This is a genomic window from Streptococcus nasisuis (genome assembly GCF_040836615.1).
GTDB lineage: Bacteria > Bacillota > Bacilli > Lactobacillales > Streptococcaceae > Streptococcus > Streptococcus suis_V.
Genome location: NZ_CP162268.1, coordinates 2,160,534 through 2,176,410 on the forward strand (window position 1 = coordinate 2,160,534; position 15,877 = coordinate 2,176,410).

At 43.8% G+C, this 15,877-nt stretch carries 12 protein-coding genes; 4 read left to right on the plus strand and 8 right to left on the minus strand.

Annotation, left to right across the window (positions count from 1 at the left end; translation table 11 throughout):
• Positions 1–45: 45 nt before the first annotated feature.
• The gene (locus AB1F57_RS10930) at positions 46–762 is read right to left on the minus strand and encodes a YebC/PmpR family DNA-binding transcriptional regulator (protein WP_105137318.1); all 717 of its coding nucleotides are present in this window, start codon (positions 760–762) and stop codon (positions 46–48) included.
• Positions 763–922: 160 nt separating this feature from the next.
• Here AB1F57_RS10930 and AB1F57_RS10935 point away from each other — a divergent pair, with 160 nt between their 5' ends.
• From AB1F57_RS10935 to AB1F57_RS10945, 3 genes are read left to right on the plus strand one after another with little or no spacing between them, the layout of a single operon-like run.
• Positions 923–1,234 (plus strand): helix-turn-helix transcriptional regulator, encoded by a 312-nt coding sequence (locus tag AB1F57_RS10935; protein WP_167785739.1) that lies wholly within the window; start codon positions 923–925, stop codon positions 1,232–1,234.
• A gap of 10 nt (positions 1,235–1,244) precedes the next feature.
• Positions 1,245–1,466: a DUF2812 domain-containing protein gene (locus AB1F57_RS10940; RefSeq protein WP_245169973.1), complete on the plus strand. Its 222-nt coding sequence runs from the start codon at positions 1,245–1,247 to the stop codon at positions 1,464–1,466.
• A gap of 23 nt (positions 1,467–1,489) precedes the next feature.
• Positions 1,490–1,870 carry a hypothetical protein gene (locus AB1F57_RS10945; protein WP_245169972.1) on the plus strand — a complete coding sequence of 127 codons (381 nt, stop codon included), beginning with the start codon at positions 1,490–1,492 and terminating at the stop codon, positions 1,868–1,870.
• A 69-nt stretch (positions 1,871–1,939) separates the two neighbouring features.
• Here AB1F57_RS10945 and AB1F57_RS10950 read toward each other — a convergent pair whose 3' ends face one another.
• Both AB1F57_RS10950 and AB1F57_RS10955 read right to left on the minus strand, forming a co-directional pair.
• Positions 1,940–4,114 carry a PTS transporter subunit IIBC gene (locus AB1F57_RS10950; protein WP_167785738.1) on the minus strand — a complete coding sequence of 725 codons (2,175 nt, stop codon included), beginning with the start codon at positions 4,112–4,114 and terminating at the stop codon, positions 1,940–1,942.
• Between the two features lie 18 nt (positions 4,115–4,132).
• A complete protein-coding gene (locus AB1F57_RS10955; RefSeq protein WP_105137316.1) occupies positions 4,133–4,924 on the minus strand; it encodes an endonuclease/exonuclease/phosphatase family protein in 792 nt (263 codons plus the stop codon).
• A 188-nt stretch (positions 4,925–5,112) separates the two neighbouring features.
• Here AB1F57_RS10955 and AB1F57_RS10960 point away from each other — a divergent pair, with 188 nt between their 5' ends.
• A complete protein-coding gene (locus AB1F57_RS10960; RefSeq protein ID WP_105137315.1) occupies positions 5,113–5,820 on the plus strand; it encodes a UTRA domain-containing protein in 708 nt (235 codons plus the stop codon).
• Between the two features lie 160 nt (positions 5,821–5,980).
• Here the strand turns inward: AB1F57_RS10960 and AB1F57_RS10965 are convergent, their stop codons facing one another.
• The 5 genes from AB1F57_RS10965 to malQ all read right to left on the minus strand — a co-directional run bounded on the left by AB1F57_RS10965 (position 5,981) and on the right by malQ (position 15,743).
• Positions 5,981–8,632: a glycoside hydrolase family 3 N-terminal domain-containing protein gene (locus tag AB1F57_RS10965; RefSeq protein WP_245169971.1), complete on the minus strand. Its 2,652-nt coding sequence runs from the start codon at positions 8,630–8,632 to the stop codon at positions 5,981–5,983.
• 169 nt (positions 8,633–8,801) lie between these two features.
• Positions 8,802–10,526, minus strand: coding sequence for an ABC transporter permease/substrate binding protein (locus AB1F57_RS10970; RefSeq protein ID WP_167785793.1), 1,725 nt, complete (start codon positions 10,524–10,526; stop codon positions 8,802–8,804).
• A gap of 15 nt (positions 10,527–10,541) precedes the next feature.
• Positions 10,542–11,753 carry a glycine betaine/L-proline ABC transporter ATP-binding protein gene (locus AB1F57_RS10975; RefSeq protein WP_167785736.1) on the minus strand — a complete coding sequence of 404 codons (1,212 nt, stop codon included), beginning with the start codon at positions 11,751–11,753 and terminating at the stop codon, positions 10,542–10,544.
• A gap of 224 nt (positions 11,754–11,977) precedes the next feature.
• Positions 11,978–14,242, minus strand: a complete 2,265-nt coding sequence (gene glgP, locus AB1F57_RS10980) for a glycogen/starch/alpha-glucan family phosphorylase (RefSeq protein WP_167785735.1) — start codon at positions 14,240–14,242, stop codon at positions 11,978–11,980.
• Positions 14,235–15,743 carry a 4-alpha-glucanotransferase gene (malQ, locus tag AB1F57_RS10985; RefSeq protein ID WP_105137310.1) on the minus strand — a complete coding sequence of 503 codons (1,509 nt, stop codon included), beginning with the start codon at positions 15,741–15,743 and terminating at the stop codon, positions 14,235–14,237. The genes glgP and malQ overlap by 8 nt, the downstream gene beginning before the upstream one ends.
• Between the last annotated feature and the right edge of the window lie 134 nt (positions 15,744–15,877).

The window sequence follows — 15,877 nt, forward strand, 5'->3', positions numbered from 1 at the left end:
GTTGACAAAGAGCCCCATTTCCAACCTTCTAGGACGCCCCGCGTCCTAGAAGCCATCTACATTCGTGTAGATTTTCTGTACGTCTTCGTCGTCTTCTAGGACGTCGTAGAGTTTTTCAAAGGTTACTAGATCATCGCCAGCGAGTGATACTTCTGATTGGGGAATCATTTCTAATTCGGTCACTTGGAATTCTTCGATACCTGATTCTTTGAGGGCTACAATAGCCTTGTGAAGGTCGGTTGGGGCTGTGTAAACAGTGATTGTCCCTTCATGTCCTTCAACATCTTCCACTTCTACATCTGCCTCTAGGAGCAATTCAAAAATGGCATCCGCATCATCGCCAGCAAAGACAAGAACACCTTTTTTATCAAACATGAACGATACTGACCCTGAAGCACCCATGTTACCGCCATTTTTACCAAAAGCGGCACGAACATTGGCAGCTGTACGATTCACATTTGAAGTCAAGGTATCTACGATAATCATAGAACCATTTGGCCCAAAGCCTTCGTAACGACCTTCTACGAAGGTCTCGTCTGTGTTCCCTTTTGCCTTGTCGATGGCCTTGTCAATGATGTGTTTTGGCACCTGTGCCTGCTTAGCACGGTCGATAACGAATTTTAGCGCTGAGTTTGTTTCTGGATCTGGGTCACCCTTTTTCGCTGCTACATAGATTTCAACACCAAATTTGGCGTAAACTTTTGAGTTAGCACCGTCTTTTGCGGTTTTCTTGGCTACAATATTGGCCCATTTACGTCCCATGGGGAACCTCCTACATTTTATAAAATCGCTTTATTATACCATAAATAGCAAGGATTGAGAAGATTTTTAAAATCTTATTCACTATACAGTTGACATGTATAATTTCCCTATATATAACATATAGTACAACTGTACATTTGAACTATATAGGAGAAGCCAAATGAAAAGGAACAAGCACCTCCCCTTAACGGAGACAACCTACTATATTCTATTAGCCCTCTTGGAACCTACCCATGGCTACCATATCATGCAAAAAGTAGAGGATATGAGTGATGGTGATTTAAAAATCTCTGCAGGAACCATGTATGGAGCGATTGAGAATCTTTTGAAACTAAAATGGATTTGTTCCGTTCCAAGTTCCGATAAAAGAAGAAAAGTCTATCAAGTAACAGCAACGGAACAAGAGATTATTAAACCGGAGACACAGCGTATTCAAAAACTACATCATATTGCCAAAGAATTAGGTTTTTAAGGAGGAAGCCATGATAAGACACAAATTATTCACCAGTTTACAAGAGGAAGAACATTGGATCAATTCCATTCAATCCGAAGGTTATCAGCTTGTCAAAGTAACTCCGTGGACAGCAGCCTATCATTTTGAAAAATGTAGTCGAATCCCTCATCCCGTACGCCTTGATTCTCATGAACATATTGCAAAAGGAGAATATTCAAATTACCTCTCTCTATTTGAAGACTGTGGTTGACAACCTATACAAGGTAGTCGTAGATGTGGCATCCATTATTTTCAACAAACAATCAAAGCTTCAAGCACAGAAATTTTTTTGATACCGAATCGAAAAAAGCATTCTGTTCACGCTACCAAAACTATGCCTACTCCTATTTCGGATTATTTCTGACTTTATTTTTTATCCATTACCAAGCTGGACTCCAAAATGGATACATACTTTGGAATCCTAAATCCTGGTATCTAACTCCAGGACTATGGGAACGAACTGGTACCAGTTTTTGGTTTGGTTTTCTCTTTGAAACCCCATTCGCATTGTTTAGAAGTGGCATTATTACCTTATTTTTCCTTGCTTGGTCTATTTATTTCCTCCATATCGCTGAAAAAGGTAAAAAAGAAGCGAATAAATTAGAAAAATACTGATGGCATACTATCCAAAAGAAAAAGATTGAAAAGAGTTGACTGCAATCATCTTTTCAATCTTTTTACTTTTTACAACTCAACTGTCGCAACTTGACTATCTTTACTTACTTGTCCAAGATTTCCAAGGCTGACAGATTTGATTTCAGCAGTGTTTGTGAAGGCAACCACGATGGTTGTTTCACGTCCTGCTGAACGGATAGCATCCAAATCTGCAACAAGGAGCAAGTCCCCTGCTTCAACACGTTGACCATCTGTTACCTTAGTTGAAAATGGAGCCCCATTTAGCGCTACTGTATCTAAACCTACATGTATCAAGACTTCTACACCTTTGTCAGACAAAATACCGACAGCATGTTTTGTTGGGAAGACACTGGTTACAATACCTGAAACTGGTGCGTAAACATTGCCGGAGCTAGGCTCAACTGCATAGCCGTCACCCATCATTTTTTGTGAGAAGACTGGATCTTTCACATCTGTAATAGCAATGGCTTGCCCTTCAGCAACAGCATAAACTGCCTCTGTCACACCCTTGAATTGTGCTTCCTCAACTACTGTTTCAGTCGCAACAATTTCCGTACGAGGGATGGCTACGCCAGATTCTAGTAAGTCTTGAATGTCTGATTTGAGAACATCTGCTTTTGGTCCATAGACTGCTTGAACACCTGAGTCTTTGATAATCAAGCCCATAGCACCAGCCTGTTTCCAAGCATTTTCATCTCCAACCTGTGCCACATCTTTGACACTTACGCGAAGACGAGTCATACAAGCATCAACATCTGCGATATTATCACGACCACCAAGCAAGTTGATGATTTGTACCACTTGTGAATTAGCATCCGCTGTATCTACGTTTGAATTTGAAACCACATCTGTTGTTTCTGTGTCATAGTTACCATTGCGTCCAGCTGTTGCTAGGTTGAATTTTTGAATCATGAAGTTGGCAATGAAGTACATTGCAACTGCAAAGAGGGCTGTTACCCAGATAAAGTTGAAAACGTCCATACCAATACCAGCTTTAATCGCCATAGGGGTACGAGTGAGAAATTCGATATTACCAAATGAGTGCACGCGCAAGTTAACCAAGTCTGCCGCTGCAAAGGCTGCACCTTGAACAAAGGCGTAGACAACATAGAGTGGCATGGCCGCAAACATGAACATGAACTCTATCGGCTCTGTCACCCCTGTCAAGAAAACAGCTGCCGCAGACGAGAGGAACATCCCCTTGTACTTGTGTTTCTTATCCGCATCCACATTGCGGTACATTGCCAGGGTCAAGCCCATGAGAATACCAGAGGAACCAATCATTTGACCTACTTTAAAGCGAGCAGGCGTTACATTAGCAAGCAAGTCATTGTACTGAGCCATATCGCCAGCGTCTTTGAGGTTGATTAAGTCTGTAATCCAAGCCAACCAGAGCGGATCTTGTCCAAATACTTGTGTACCTGCTTGTGCACCTGTCAAGATGTCATAGGTACCACCAAGTGATGTATAGTTCATTGGAATGGTCAACATGTGGTGGAGACCAAACGGCAAGAGAAGACGCTCCAGCGTACCATAGACAAATGGTGCCAAGACTGGCGCCGTATCCTGCGATGTCGCAATCCATTTACCAAAACTATTGATACCTGTCTGAACCACTGGCCAGAAAATCGCTAGTCCGAGTGCGACCAAAACAGAACGGTAGATAACCACGAATGGCACAAAGCGTTTGCCGTTAAAGAAGGTCAATACATCTGGCAACTTGCGATAGTTGTAGTATTTGTTGTAAGCAGTCGCCCCAACAAAACCAGCAATGATACCAACGAAGACCCCCATGTTCAAAGCAGGCTGACCAAGGATATTGACAAAGTAGCCAGATACTGGAATTTCTGTCCCAAAGACTGTGCTAACAGTCGCAGTCGCAGTCGCATCTGCCAACATATCAGTCGTTACACCGAAGAAGTGACCAGTAATCAAGTTAATAAGAATGAAGGCAAGACCTGCCGAGAAAGCACCACCAGCCTTCTCCTTAGCCCAGCTACCACCGATTGCCAAGGCAAAGAGCAAGTGGAGGTTACCGATAATTCCCCAACCGATTTGGGCAATGATATTCCCAATACGAATGAGCAATTCTGATTCAGGACTGATTAGTGGAATCGAGTTTCCGATAGAAACCATAAGACCTGCCGCCGGCATAACGGCGATCACGACCATCAAACATTTACCGAATTTTTGCCAAAATTCAAAACTTAGAAATTTTTTCATACCTATCTCCTAATTTTTTTATAAACCTAATTCAACTTCCAGACCAAAGTGATCTGAAATGACGGGAAGATTGTCCCCATTGAAAATCACACGACTGGATTGAACCTGTCTTTTCTGATTTAAGAACACATAGTCCAGACGTTTTTCCTGACTATGACCTGCCCACCCATCAATAGCTTTTTCAACGGTGATTCCCCTATCCTTTTTCTCAGCCAAATCATAACTATCATATAAACCTAAGTCCTTGATTGCTTGATAGGCTTGTGGATTTGACAGGGCATCCGTATTGAAATCTCCCATTAGAATTTTCAAACGCTCCGAACTTGTCCGCTCCACAATCGAGCGAATATTCTCCAACTGATTTTCTTCTTTACTGTCAGGAAGATTAATATGACAAGAATAGACATCAATCAACTGGTCTTTGTAAGTAAGTGTCACTCCTATAATTTTGCGTGACAAGATAGATTCAACCGTCTGGCTCTTACTACAATAAAAGCTGTCCACCTCATAGACGGGCAAGCGAGTCAGAAAGGCAATGCCCTCCTCGTACTTGTCATAGCCGATATGAGAATGGCTCCAATAATACGAGTAATCTGCCACACCCAGTTTTCTCAATTTGTCTAGCAGGACCAAACCATAGTTGTCCGCCCGCAATTCCCTAGTAATCAAGGGACTGCTAATCAGCTGATTGACCTCTTGCAGGGCAATGACCTCATACCGCTTTTGGGCAATGGTTTGGGCCAGAATATCTAGCTTTTCCTCCTGCTGGTCCTCCAACCAGGCATGAACATTGACTGTCAGTAATTTCATGAGGCTCCTTTCTCTAAAATGCGTAACCTTTTCTTATGATAGATACAGTATAACGTAAACGTTTGCATAAGTCAAGAGGATTTCCGTAATATTTTCGACCTTTACGTAAAAGATAGAAAGAACAGTCTGTCTGCTCTGCTATTTCCCAAAAAAATATGATAAAATAAGGACAGAAAGATGGTAAGGTTCTGAGCAAATACAAACAGGTTTATCAGGACATTAAGCAGAAAATCGAAGAGGAGACCTGGCCAGCGGGCCAGGCGCTGCCGACAGAAAACGAGCTAATGGAGCTCTACTCCTACTCCAAGGACACCATTCGCAAGGCCCTGTCCCTCCTAGAGATGGACGGCTATATCCAAAAACGGCAGGGCAAGACCTCGGTTGTCGTGGAGCACGGTTTGATGAAGGAGCAATTTCTGTCTGAAATCAAGACCGCTGGCGAGCTCAATCGCAAGGCCCAGCATGAGATGAAAACAGAGGTGGTTGCCCTCTATATCGTCCAAGGTCAAGAGGACTTGATGGCTATTTTTGATGTTGATGAAAAGGTTGATTTCTACAAGGCTAGTCGTATTCGGACGATCGATGGGGAACGGTTGGAATTTGAGACAAGCTATTTTGACCGCCGCATCGTTCCTTATCTCAATAAGCAAATCACTGAAACCTCTATCTATCGCTATTTGGAGGAAGAACTCCACCTGCTTATCTCCCACTCTCGCCGAGAAATTACCTTCCGGTTTGCGACCGAGGAAGAGCGGCAATACATGGACTTGGGATCATACGATATGGTAGCGGTCGTGACCTCTATCGCCTACTTGACAGACGGTCGCCCCTTCCAATATGGTACCATCAGCTATCGGCCAGACAAGGTCAGCTTTGTTACTATGGCTAAACGGTGAACAACCCATTCTCTCTATTCAACCCAGTGTATAGGCACTGGGTTTTCTTGTGTCGTGAGCGCTAAAAAAGACAAACACCGAAACGATGTTTGTCCTTATTACACCTTGAGCATTTTACTTTCAAGGAGTGATATCAGACTTCACTGCCTTTCTGATAAGCTCAGCTTCTTTTCTTTTTCAAAGCAGCCAAGGATGCCAAGCCGGTCAAGCCTAGCAACAAGAAGGAAATATTTTGACTATCACCAGTATTTGGCAGGACTGGTTGAGTTGTTGTAGTTTCCATTTTCTTGCTTTCTTCCTCAGCAGAAACAGTAGACTCAGTAGAAACCTCATCCTTGTTTGAGTCCTTGTTAGATTCGGCCGTCTGGTCCTTAACGACTTTATCTATCGGAGTCGTTGTAACCACCTTGCTATCAGAAGTAACTAAAACCGTCAGCCCTTGATAAGCTGCTTGCCCCAGGCTAAAGATTCGTCCAAGCTGGTCAACCAGCTCCACAAATAGAATCGGTGCAACTGACCCACTTGTCTTAGCCTTGAGACTCAATGCAATAGATGATAAATCACCAGCTTCTTTTTCAACCACAAAGGTATTCCCTTCAAGCTTGATTCCCTCTGTAAGTACTCCATCTACTAGAGCCGAATCAAAGTGTAAACGAATTTGGTAAGTACCTTTTTCAATGCCTTTGAGGTCACCCAACTCTAGTGTCACAGGGAATTCCTGACCAATTTTAGCTGCTTCCGGCAGAATGGCTAAAATGCCTTTGGCAGGCTCATCATAACTCAATCCAAAACCAATTGGGTAGGCAACCTGGTCTGTACTGAGCAACCCATCCTTAATCAGAGGTATGTCTACAGGCAAGCTACCCTTGTGTGGTAGTCCGGCAAAGATAACTTCTACCCCAGCCGGAATATTTGGACCGAACGCATTATCTGGTCGGAGAGCCTCCGTTGGATCCATTCCCTTGTTACCATAGACTGCTACAATTGCCTTAGCAGCTGGATAGTTAGCAACATCATAAGGTTTGGAAATACTCATGACAACAACTAGCTTATCTTGGCTATTAGCGTAATCTACAACCTCAGTAGGAACCCTGGTCAACCAATGGTCACTAGCCAAATGTGATTCACGTCCAATTTCCGACACAAGGATAATATGACTCGCTTTGTCTAAACTTTCTTTCAAGCTTTCCGAACTAGATTCCGCATTGTATCTGACAGTTTCAAATGTAACATCTGCTGGTATAACACCATCCGCCTGCAAGCGTCTCATTCCCAAATCAAGGCCAGGAAGTTCGTTATTATAGGCACCCAATAATAAGACATGGTCACCAGCAGTTACCTTAAATGGCAAGATAGTATCATCGTTCTTAACCACCGTTACCGCGCTGGCGGCAATTTGTCTTTCCAGGTCTCTATTCAAATCAGATCCTACCGCCTGGTTGGCTGCCTCTGCAGTTCTTGCTGCCAAGTCAAAGTCCAATACGCCGCGTTTTGCTTTCAAACGTAAAATCCGTCGAACAGAATCATCCAGCATGCCTTCTGTAATGTGTCCCTGCGCCACTGCAGCTTCGATGTCATCAATAATAGCATCGATTTTAGCTAAATCAAGCTTGTTTCTCAAAACTGTTGGCATCAAGACAATATCCACACCTGCTTGTATGGCCATGATCGCCGCTTCGGATTCCCCAAAGTTTTGAGAAATGGCGTCCATACCCATAGCATCCGTAACAATAATTCCATCATAGCCATACTGATTGCGAACAATGCCTGTCAAAATATCATCAGACAGGGTAGCAGGAATATGAATTTCTTCGCCAGATTTTTTAGAAACATAGGTATCTTTCTCAATCTGTGGGTATTGGATATGAGCTGTCATAATCATGTCCACTCCGCCATCCATAGCAGCTTTAAACGGGGCTAATTCTAAGGCTGCCAATTCTTCCATTGACTTATCTACCAGAGGAAGACCTGTATGAGAGTCGGTTGCGGTGTCCCCATGGCCTGGGAAATGCTTAGCTGCTACAGCCACATTATGGGCCTGAATTCCCTGCATCAAAGGAATTCCTAGGGAGGAAACAAGTTCAGGATCAGATGAGAAGGAACGCAGACCGATAACAGGATTTTGAGGATTATTATTTGTATCCAATACCGGCGCAAAATCCACATTGATACCCAAAGCAGATAATTCCCTACCGATAATCTCACCAGCCTGTCTAGCTAACTCTGGATCACGGGTGGCACCCAATGCCATATTCCCTGGTAGGGCCGTTCCTGAACCCAGACGATAAACAATTCCCCCTTCCTGGTCAATAGCAATCAAGAGAGGGATATTCCCATTCTGAGCCTTATTTCCAACTGCAGCTGCTTGCATATCCTGTGTAAGATTGAGGGTTTGTTCCGTTTCCTTAACGTTTTCCGCAAAGAGGATAACGCCACCAAAATCGTACCCATCAATCGCTTCTGCAATTTCTTCATTAACAACCGTCAGGTCGCTCACCGCTTTGCTACCTTCCGTCTGCCACTTACGAAAATCCGGCATCAACATCTGCGTGATTTTTTGCCGTGTAGACATGTCGTCAATCATACTAGTGATTTGCGTCTCTGCATCTACAGCTTGTTCACCAGTGTTAAGCTCCTCATTAGCTGGAGTTGCAGATAAGTCAGTGGAACTGGCAGTCGGTGCATTCACAGCTTCAAGACTGGTGCCTGTTTCTGGTGAAACAGGTTCCGTATTGGCCTTGACTGTAGCCCATGGACTTGTCGCCATAGCAAGCGCAAGACCTGCTAAGTACAAATAGCTATGCTTTTTCATAGTTACCTCCATTTTTTGTTTTTTATATTATTATACAAAAACATCCGCTACCTGTAAACGCTTACCACCTGACTATTGACATTCTCTACTAGTTTTTTTTCTCCATTCGACAAAATGAAAAACCAGTTGTACAAATACAAACAACTGATTTTATCACTATAGACTTCTCTTACTCATTCAACCATTGGTCAACCGTTTCGCGGTTGGCATCAATCCATTTTTGAGCGGCATCGTCAGGAGACATTCCCTCGTTCATATCCAAGAGAATGGACTCCATATCCTCAGAGGTCCAGTGGAAATTATCCACAATTTGGTACAATTGAGGCATATCCTCTTGTAGACCTTTCCGTGCAATCGTATGGATATTTTCTGTCGAACCAAATGAACCTTCTGGGTCGTCCAAGTATTTCAAGTCATATTTGGAGAACATCCAGTGCGGAGACCAGCCCGTTACGATGATTTCGTCTTGGTTGGCAATCGCTTTTTCTAAAGCGGTTGTCATGGCACCTGTAGAGGCCTTGGTCAATTCCCAACCAGACAAGTTTCCATAGTCTTGCAGGGCATTTTCAGCCGCCTCCATAATTCCAGCACCGGGCTCAATCCCTGTGATAGTTGTGGCCGCCTGATTAGACAGGTCCGCAATGCTAGTCACATCCATATAGGCTGGGACAACCAATCCGAGCTTAGTTCCTTCCATATTTGGTCCCAAATCATCTAATTGGTCCTTATGTTTGTCATAGAGCGACGCCTGTGTGACCGGCAACCAAGGACTGACTGAGAAATCCGAGTCCCCGTTTGCAACTGACTGCCACATGACGGCATTATCCAGCGGTACCATTTTTACGTGGTAGCCCGCCTCTTCCAAGACCTTGGCAATGACAGTTGTCGACGCCACCTCAGTATCCCACTGAGTATGGGAAATGGTCACTGTCTGTCCCTGCTCTGTATTTCCAGAAGTCAAGGCTAGGAAGCTTCGTCCCAAAGCTGCTCCGACAAATACTAGCATGGCCGCTAGAGCGATGCGCTTGTTGGTTGACGATTTTTGTCCATTTTCACGCTTGGCATTGAAAGCCTGAGTGACACGGTCAAGGATAATCGCCAAGATAACCAAGGAAATACCAGATACAAATCCATTCCCGATGTCCGCCTTCTGAAGGGCAGACAGAACTTCACGACCCAGGCCTGGCGCCCCGATCATAGAACCAGTAACCACCATGGACAGGGCTAACATCATGGTCTGATTGACACCAGCCATAATGGTATTTTTAGCCAAGGGCAATTCAACCTTAAACAATTTCTGAGCCGACGTTGAACCAAAAGCATCCGCTGCCTCAACCAACTCTGTCGAAATTTCACGGATCGCCAAATTGGTAAACCGAACTGTCGGCGGTAGGGCGAAAATCACTGATGCAAAGACACCTGGCACCATGCCAATCCCGAAGAAGGCTACCGCCGGAATCAGATAAACAAAGGCCGGCATGGTCTGCATAAAGTCCAAAATCGGATTGACAATTTTCTTGACCGTATTGTTCTTGGCCATCCAAATCCCCAGAGGAACCCCGATAACAATCGAGATCAGGCTGGCTACGATGACCAGAGTCAAGGTGTTGATCAATTCATCCCACAACCCTTGGTTGTAAATAAAGAGCAGGCCCAAGAAAGTCATGACTGGCAGGGGCCATTTTTTTCGTACCAAAAACCATACAGCTACAGTTGCTAATCCGATAAATAGGAGCGGATGAATGAACAATAAGGTGTTGGTCATCCAGTCCATCAAGGTGCTCCCGATGTCTTGTAGTATATCAAACAGCCCTGCGAAGGTCGTGGTCAACCAACTGGTCAAGGCCTCTACCAGCTCTGCCACTGGTAGTTTTTCTTGCAATAAATCCAAAATATCTAACCTCTTTCTCTAGTTTTCCTCTGTTTCTGACGCAGTGCCATCATCTGGAATATTGGCCAAGGCTTCAATCACGCGCCCGCGAATAATAACCCCAAGGAGCTTATTGTGCTCGTCCGTCACGGCAATCGGCGCCGACGAATCATAAATCAGAGGCATAATATCTGTAATCACTGTATCTTTTGAAACCGTCAGAACGTCCTTATCAATGACATCAGACAGTGGCAAGCCCTTACGACGCGCCTCGATAACAGCATCTGCGGTCAAGGCTCCCACCAATTCCCGACGACGATTGGTTGCCATCAACATAGAAACCTCCTCTGTACGCATGCGCATCAGAGCAACTTGCGGCCCGTCCAATTCAACCGTTGCCGTAATCGGCTTAATCATAATATTTTGTGCCGTCAAGACCTTGGAACGATCGACATCTTCCATAAATTCACGAACAAAATCATTGGCTGGATTAGTCAAAATTTCCTCACCAGTACCGATTTGCATGATTTTCCCGTCCCTCATCAGGGCAATACGATCCCCAATACGCAAGGCCTCGTTGAGGTCGTGACTGATAAAGATGATGGTTTGCTGATTGCTAGCTTGCAAATCCAAGAGCTCATCCTGCATTTCACGACGAATAAGCGGGTCCAAGGCTGAAAAAGCCTCATCCATCAAGAGAATTTTCGGTTTGTTGGCCAAGGCTCTGGCCAAGCCGACACGCTGTTGCATCCCACCAGATAGTTGGTCTGGGTATTGATCCTTGAAGGCCAACAAACCTGCATTTTCCAATGCCTTCTCAGCCGCTGCCTGACGTTCTTCTTTTGATACCCCACGCAATTCCAGACCGAACTCTGTGTTTTCCAAAATCGTCTTATGTGGAAATAAGGCAAAACTTTGGAAAACCATGTTCATATCGTGGCGACGCACCTGCCGCAGCTCTTCAGTGTTCATTTTTGAAATATCTTGACCATCCAAGACAATGCTACCAGATGATGGTTCTATCAAACGATTGAGCATCCGCACCAAAGTTGATTTCCCTGAGCCCGACAGACCCATGATGACAAAAATTTCGCCCTCTTGGATTGAAAAATTAGCATCGTAGACCCCAACGGTGGCACCTGTTTTCTTCAAAATTTCTGTTTTTGATTTTCCCTGTTTGACCATTTCAAGGGCAGCCTTCTGCTTTTTACCAAATACTTTGGTCAAATTTTTCACTTCTAGTAATGTCACATGAACTCCTTTCTTGTAAGTGGCTACATTATAAAATTTAAGTGTTGTCACTTTTTATAAACTCTATCTTAAAGCAAGTGAAGCCCATTGTCAAGGAAAAAGTTTTCACATCATTTTCAAACAGACTATCAAAAATACCCTCAAACGCCGTATCTACAAGGCTTAAACTCTGGTGAAAGAGTAAAAAAACAAACCACCGAAGTGATTTGTCTTTTATGTAAGTATTACTTGCTGTGCCAGATGTCTTCGTTGTACTGCTCGATTGTACGGTCAGATGAGAAGAATCCTGCTTTAGCGATGTTGTGAACAACTTTTTTGTTCCATGAATCTTGGTCTTCGTAATCAGCAAAGACTTGCTCTTTGACTTCGATGTATTCTGCCAAGTCAATCAAGGTCATGAACCAGTCTTTAGAGATGAGTTCATGGTGGAGACGGCTCAGGCGTTCTTCATTACCAAGTGCTTTCACTTCGTCGCTAACGATAAAGTCTACAGCGCGTTTGATGTTAGCATCGCCATTATAGTAATCTGCTGAAACATAGCCCGCTTTGTCGTACAGGTCGATAATGGTATCTGAATCCTTACCAAATGTGTAGATGTTGTCCATACCAGCCAACTCTGCAATCTCAACGTTGGCACCGTCCATGGTACCAAGTGTCAACGCACCGTTGAGCATGAATTTCATGTTACCAGTACCTGATGCTTCTTTAGAAGCCAATGAGATTTGCTCAGAAATATCTGTCGCAGGAATCAGTTTTTCCGCAACGGTTACGTTGTAGTTTTCTACCAAGTGAACGTTGAGGTATTTGCTGACTTCAGGGTCGTTATTGATCAACTCTGACAAGCAAAGGATAAGGTGAATAATATCTTGGGCAATGATGTAGGCAGGAGCTGCTTTACCACCGAAGATAACGGTGATTTTACGTTTTGGCAAGTTACCGTTCTTGATTTCAAGGTACTTGTGGATAACGTACAAAGCGTTCATTTGTTGGCGTTTGTACTCGTGGAAACGTTTGATTTGAGTATCAATGATGGAGTTTTCGTCCAGCTCGATGCCCTTGTTGTCTTTGAGGTAACGTTTGAGAGCCAATTTATTGTTAAATTTGATTTCAGCCAACTTAGCGTGAACATCCTTGTCATCTGCAAAAGCAAGCAATTTCTCAAGCTTAGTCGCATCTGTCAAGTAGTCGTCACCAATCAATTCCTTGATGTAATCAGCAAGGTCTTGGTTAGCAAATTCCAACCAACGGCGGAAGGTAATCCCGTTTGTTTTATTGTTGAATTTCTCTGGGTAAAGCTCGTAGAAGCCTTTCAACTCAGAGTTTTTCAAGATTTCTGTATGGAGAGCGGCTACCCCGTTGACTGAGTTTGAGAAGTGGATATCCATGTGAGCCATGTGGACACGACCTGACTCGTCGATGATGTGGAGAGCGACATCAGGCACTTCTTGGGCAACCAAAGCATCCAATTCTTTGATGATTGGTACCAAGTGTGGCACGACTTCTTCAAGGAATTCCAATGGCCATTTTTCAAGGGCTTCTGCTAGGATAGTGTGGTTGGTGTAACCAGTCATGTTTTTGACGATAGCTACTGCCTCCGCAAAATCAAGACCGTGTTTTTCAGTCAAGAGACGAATAAGCTCAGGAATAACCATGGATGGGTGCGTATCGTTGATTTGCACATAAGCGTAGTCAGCCAAGTCATGCAAGTTTGAACCGCGTTCAATCGCTTCGTCAATCAAGAGTTGAGCAGCGTTTGATACCATGAAATATTGTTGGTAAATACGGAGCAATTCACCATTCTTGTCAGAATCATCTGGGTACAAGAAGAGGGTCAAGTTTTCTTTGATATCTGTCTTGTCAAATGAAATACCATCTGTAATCAAGTCGTAGTTAACAGCCTCAATATCGAAAAGGTTGAGGTAGTTCTTGGTCTCTTTCTTGTAACCAAGAATATCCAGACGGTCCAATTTTGAAGTCAAGGTGAAGTTTTTGAATGGCACTTCATAGCTGATGTTGGTTGGGATCAACCATGAATCATTTTCAATCCAGAAGTTTGGCTCTGCCTCTTGTTGGTTATCTTTGAATACTTGGCGGAAGAGACCACAGTGGTAGTTAAGTCCGACACCCTCACCGTTGATACCAAGCGTTGACATCGAATCTACAAAGCAAGATGCCAAACGACCAAGACCACCGTTACCTAGTGATGGTTCTGGTTCAACGTCTTCAACCTGTGCCAAAGACTTACCAGCTGCTGCCAATTCTGCCTGAATGTCTTTGTAGACACCCAAGTTGATCAAGTTGTTCGACAAGAGTTTACCGATAAGAAACTCCGCTGAGATGTAGTAAACCTTGCGTTTACCAGTGTTTTTTGGCTTAGTAGCTGCCTCTTCTTTAACATAGTTGAGCAATTGAAGATAGATTTCTTCGTTGGTCAAATCGGCTAATTTTTTCGCTGTATTGCTTTCCGCAAATGTTGTAAATTTAGTCATGTTGTTCATTCCCTCGTTGATATAATAGTGTCATCTTTGTCAAGAAATCTTTGTGTTCTTGTGTCAAATCTTCTGCTTTCATGCGCCATTCCCAGTTTCCACCGATGGTAGACGGCATGTTCATTCGGCTATCTTCGCCCAAGTCAAGGACATCCTGCATGGTGGCAATAGCTGTATCGCTGACTGTTGCAAAGAGCATCCTGAGCATAGCCTGGCTCACCTTTTCAATCGGCTTGCGGTTGCTGTAGGCATCCACATATTCTTGTTGTTCAGGTTCTAAGTTGTCGTACCAACCATTGACCACTTCATTATCGTGAGTTCCTGTGTAAGAAACTGAATTTGGAATGCAACGGTGAGGCGCATCAATGCTCTTACCAGTCACGTCGTAGAAGCCAAATTCCAAAATTTTCATGCCTGGATAGCCACAGTCGGCCAGCAATTTACGGGCTTTGGCATCAATGTTTCCAAGGTCCTCCGCAATGATTGGCAAGTCACCCAAGGTTTCTTTGACTGCTTTGAAGAGGGCGTAGCCTGGACCTGGTTCCCATGTACCAACCTTGGCAACCTTGGCATCTCCAGCAACCTGCCAGAAATCTGAGAAACCTTTGAAATGGTCAATACGGAGTACATCGTAGAGTTTGAAACTTTCGTGAATGCGGTAAATCCACCAGTTGTAGCCAGTTTTTTCATGCTCAGGCCAATCGTAAATCGGATTCCCCCAAAGCTGACCGTCTGCTGAGAAGTTATCAGCTGGCACACCAGCTACGAAGAGCGGTTTGCGTTCGCTGTCCAATTTGAACAACTGAGGCTTGGTCCAAACTTCCACACTATCGGCAGACACGTAAATTGGCATATCTCCGATAATCTTGATGTGGTTTTTGTTGGCGTATTCTTTCAAGTCTTTCCATTGCTTAAAGAAGAAATATTGTGTGACCTTGTAATAATCAATCTGGTCTGCCAATTCCTGACGGTATTTCTCCAGAGCTTCTTCGTTGCGGGCAACAGCTTTCTTGTCATCCCATTCTTGTAGGGCTTTGTTACCGAAATATTCCTTGATAGCCATGAATTCAGCGTAATCGCTCAACCATGATGAGTTGGCTTTCTCAAATTCTTGGAACAAGAGCTTGCGCTTGTCATCGCTAAGGAAATTTTTAACGGCTGTTTCCAAAATCGGACGACGCACCTGATACAAGAGGGCATAGTCTACTTTTTCTGGATTATCCCCAAAGTTGACATCTTGGTAATCAAAGTTGGCAAGAAGGTCATCCTTGGCCAAGAGATCAAAGTCAATCAGGTGGGTATTTCCAGCAATGGCTGAGAATGATTGGTATGGAGAATCTCCATAACTTGTAGTTGTAAGTGGCAAAATCTGCCAGTAGGTCTGTTTAGTTTCTACCAAGAAATCTACAAAATCATAGGCAGATTGACCGAAAGTACCAATACCAAACTTGCCTGGAAGTGAGGTAATATGCATCAATATTCCACTGGTACGATTTGTCATAAAAGCGTTTTCCTTTCTGTCGGTTACGAGTACTAGTTTAACGCAAACGTTTGCATCTGTCAAGGATTTTCCGAAAAAAATTGAGATTTTATCAAAAAAGCCGATTTTATCAGATTTTCCAAGACAGAAAATAA